We start from the raw sequence: 3,765 nt of genomic DNA, 5'->3' as shown, positions 1-3,765 counted from the left end.
ATGCGGATGACCGGCTCAGTTCCAGAAGCACGGATAACCAATCGTGCTTCTTTTCCTAAACACTGCGTTGCTTGATCTATTGCCGTTTTGACTGGATTCTTTTTCACCCTAGCAACCCTACAAAATATTTACGAACCCTCAAGCAAAGCCTATTCCTTTGAAAGCGTGTCATGCTGAGAGATCACATCGGTCAACTCTGTCACCACAGCGTTTAGAACTTCTCGTTCATCACCTTCAGCCATAATGCGGATGACCGGCTCAGTTCCAGAAGCACGGATAACCAATCGTGCTTCTTTTCCTAAACGCTGCGTTGCTTGATCTATTGCCGTTTTGACTGGATTCTTTTTCACCCTAGCAACCCTACAAAATATTTACGAACTCTCAAGCAAAGCCTATTCCTTTGAAAGCGTGTCATGCTGAGAGATCACATCGGTCAACTCTGTCACACTAACCTTGCAAGTATAAAAAATCTTAAGTTGCCATCCCCTAAAGATTTTCCTCAAAGCGCACCTTTCTTCTCCCTTTGGTACAGATAAAAGCCCCCAAAAAAACCTGATTTTCTTTTCATCTCTTTCCTCAAGCAGTGCATTTGCAAAAGAGCCTCTTCCCTCTCATTTTTAGACAATTCATTGATTTATAATGATAATTCACTGTTTTGCATATTGAATAATAGTCCCTAATATCGTTCTCTCATTCCAAACCTGTTTATGTTGAATCAATCAAAACCACTTGCTTGCTCATCACAAGCGGGATGAGTGTGTGGATAAAAACTGTACAAGAAAGGCCTAAAAATGCCTCTTATGAACCATCTTAATGCAAGAGCTGTTGCAACATTGGGAGCTAGCAAATATAATGATGGTGCTGGCTTGCTTCTGCACCAACGTAAAGATGGTGGTGCTCAATGGCTTTATCGTTATACCATTCACGAACGCCGGCGTGAAATGGGCTTGGGTGCCTTGAAAGATATTTCTTTAAAACAAGCCCGTGAAACTGCAACCCAATGGCGTGCCGTTTTACGTGAGGGTCGTGACCCCATTAAAGAACGTGAAAAACAAAAGCGTGAGGCAATAAGCAATCTCCATTATTTAAAATGGTATCGCTTTGGATGCTTTTGAAAGTCGTAAAGCTGAATTAAAAAATGATGGTAAAGATGGGAACTGGTTTTTACCGTTATGCCTTCATATTCTCCCTAAATTAGGCTTTTTGCCCGTTTCAGAGATTACGCACACAGAAATACGCAATACCCTTGCTCCCATCTGGCATACAAAAACTGGAACTGCAGAGAAAGCACTCATTCGCCTTAATCTTTGTCTCAAACATGTAGCTACCTTGGGTTTGGATGTTGACTTACAGGCACAGAAAAAGCATGCACTCTTTTAGGTAAACAACGTTATAAAGTTAAAAACATGCCGGCAATGGATTGGAGAGATGTGCCTGCTTTTTATCAAACACTTTGCAAAACAACAACCATGACACACCTTGGCTTTGCGTTTACTTATTCTTATAGGTGTTCGGATTAATCCTTTGCGGCATATTCATAAGGGGTCAGGTTGATGGAGATGTCTGAACTATTCCTCAAGAGCAGACGCTCCTCCCTCAGACCACTTTAGCTCCCAACCGCCTCCCCAAGCTTTTCTCTGATGCGCTTTCACCATCATGCAAATAACCGGCTCAGTTCCAGAAGCACGGATAACCAATCGTGCTTCTTTTCCTAAACGCTGCGTTGCTTGATCTATTGCCGTTTTGACTGGATTCTTTTTCACCCTAGCAACCCTACAAAATATTTACGAACCCTCAAGCAAAGCCTATTCCTTTGAAAGCGTGTCATGCTGAGAGATCACATCGGTCAACTCTGTCACCACAGCGTTCAGAACTTCTCGTTCATCACCTTCAGCCATAATGCGGATGACCGGCTCAGTTCCAGAAGCACGGATAACCAATCGTGCTTCTTTTCCTAAACGCTGCGTTGCTTGATCTATTGCCGTTTTGACTGGGTTCTTTTTCAGCACATTTTTGTTTTTAATCGTAACATTTTTTAAAATTTGTGGCACGGGTTCAAACCGTTTACACAATTGGCTTATGGGACTTTGACTTTCTTGCATACAAGCTAAAATCTGCAAAGCAGCCACCAGCCCATCACCCGTTGTGCCAAAATCGCTGAGTACAATATGTCCAGAAACTTCACCACCAATATTATATCCTTTTTGGCGCATCGCATCGACCACATAGCGATCTCCAACATTTGTCCGAACAAGCTCCAACCCCTTACTGTTCAAGAAGCGTTCAAGCCCAAGATTTGACATAATCGTTGTCACAACACCATTACAGTGTAACCGTCCCGTCTTATGCCAATTTTCAGCGATCACAGCAATCAACTGATCCCCATCAATTGTTTGGGATTTTTCATCAACAAGAAGAACTCGATCTCCATCACCATCAAGAGCAATCCCCACATCGGCACGCACTTCATGAACTTTTTGTTTTAAAGAAGCCAAATCGGTTGACCCACATTTTTTATTAATATTAGTCCCATTTGGAGTATCATGAATAGCAAAGACCTCGGCACCCAATTCCCACAAAGCACGCGGAGCAGCTTTATAAGCAGCACCATTGGCGCAATCGACAACGATTCGCACAGCATCCAAACGAACATCACGTGGCAAAGTTCGTTTAGCATATTCGATATAACGATAAATATCACCTTCGACTCGTTTTGCATAACCGATTTCGGAACAACTGGCTAAAGATTTTGAAAGATCCGTATCGATCAATCGTTCAATTTTTGCTTCCATGTCATCTGAAAGTTTAAATCCATCAGGACCAAAAAGTTTAATTCCATTATCGTAGAAGGGATTATGAGAAGCAGAAATCATCACCCCAAGATCCGCACGCAACGAGCGACAAAGCATAGCAACAGCAGGAGTTGGCACAGGCCCCAACAAGAAAGCATCCATCCCAGCAGCTGTAAATCCTGAAACGAGAGCATTTTCCAACATATACCCAGATAATCGGGTATCCTTGCCAATAACCACACGACGCGACTGACATTGTGACCGAAACAAAACCCCGACAGCCATCCCCACTTTCATGGCAAAATCTGGTGTCATAGGAAAAAAATTGGCTTTCCCCCGAATTCCATCTGTACCAAAATATTTTTGTGCCATCCCTCTTTCCTTTATACACAGTTTTACTCTTGCTTTACTCTTGCAGTCCTTTCAGAATAAACCCCTGATACAGCGAGATCCCTCATAGGATAAGATCATTTGTACCCCTTCATTCTTTTAGACTTTCAGACAATCAAGACATAAACTACACTAACCATTTAGAACACATCTTTAATTCTACTCCCCAAACACGGTCACCCCACCAATTATGCTTTTGTATTCTACACCTCAAGCAATATTGTCCTTTAACACGTCTTAACGCTCCCCCCTCTTTAAACAAAATCAAAGAGAGAGCCCAATCCCTGTGAAAAGCCACCCTGCAAACACATCCACAAAGCACCTCGGCTCACACACCCTGCAAACACATCCACAAAGTACCTCGGTTCACATACCCTGCAAATACGCACCCACAAAGCACCTCAGTTCACATACCCTGCAAACACATCCACAAAGTACCTCGGTTCACATACCCTGCAAACACATCCACAAAGCACCTCGGTTCACATACCCTGCAAACACATCCACAAAGTACCTCGGTTCACATACCCTGCAAATACGCACCCACAAAGCACCTCGGTTCACATACCCTGCAAACACATCC

At 43.1% G+C, this 3,765-nt stretch carries 1 protein-coding gene and 4 pseudogenes; 1 reads left to right on the top strand and 4 read right to left on the bottom strand.

Annotated elements, in window-relative coordinates; all coding sequences use genetic code 11:
• Nucleotides 1–107, bottom strand: a pseudogene (locus tag HNQ69_RS08180) (hypothetical protein); the annotation flags it as partial.
• A 42-nt stretch (nt 108–149) separates the two neighbouring features.
• A pseudogene (gene glmM, locus HNQ69_RS07425) lies at nt 150–350 on the bottom strand (phosphoglucosamine mutase); the annotation flags it as partial.
• Between the two features lie 441 nt (nt 351–791).
• Between glmM (HNQ69_RS07425) and HNQ69_RS07420 the strand changes: the two are divergent.
• A pseudogene (locus HNQ69_RS07420) lies at nt 792–1,564 on the top strand (tyrosine-type recombinase/integrase); the annotation flags it as partial.
• A gap of 4 nt (nt 1,565–1,568) precedes the next feature.
• Here the strand turns inward: HNQ69_RS07420 and HNQ69_RS07415 are convergent.
• Both HNQ69_RS07415 and glmM (HNQ69_RS07410) read right to left on the bottom strand, forming a co-directional pair.
• Nucleotides 1,569–1,763 (bottom strand): annotated as a pseudogene (locus HNQ69_RS07415) (hypothetical protein); the annotation flags it as partial.
• Nucleotides 1,764–1,805: 42 nt separating this feature from the next.
• A complete protein-coding gene (glmM, locus tag HNQ69_RS07410) occupies nt 1,806–3,164 on the bottom strand; it encodes a phosphoglucosamine mutase (protein WP_183229386.1) in 1,359 nt (452 codons plus the stop codon).
• Nucleotides 3,165–3,765 lie beyond the last annotated feature (601 nt).

Source organism: Bartonella callosciuri (genome assembly GCF_014203215.1).
Classification (GTDB): Bacteria; Pseudomonadota; Alphaproteobacteria; order Rhizobiales; family Rhizobiaceae; genus Bartonella; species Bartonella callosciuri.
The sequence above is the reverse complement of the archived record's forward strand: the minus strand, read 5'-3'. Positions and strand labels throughout refer to the sequence as shown.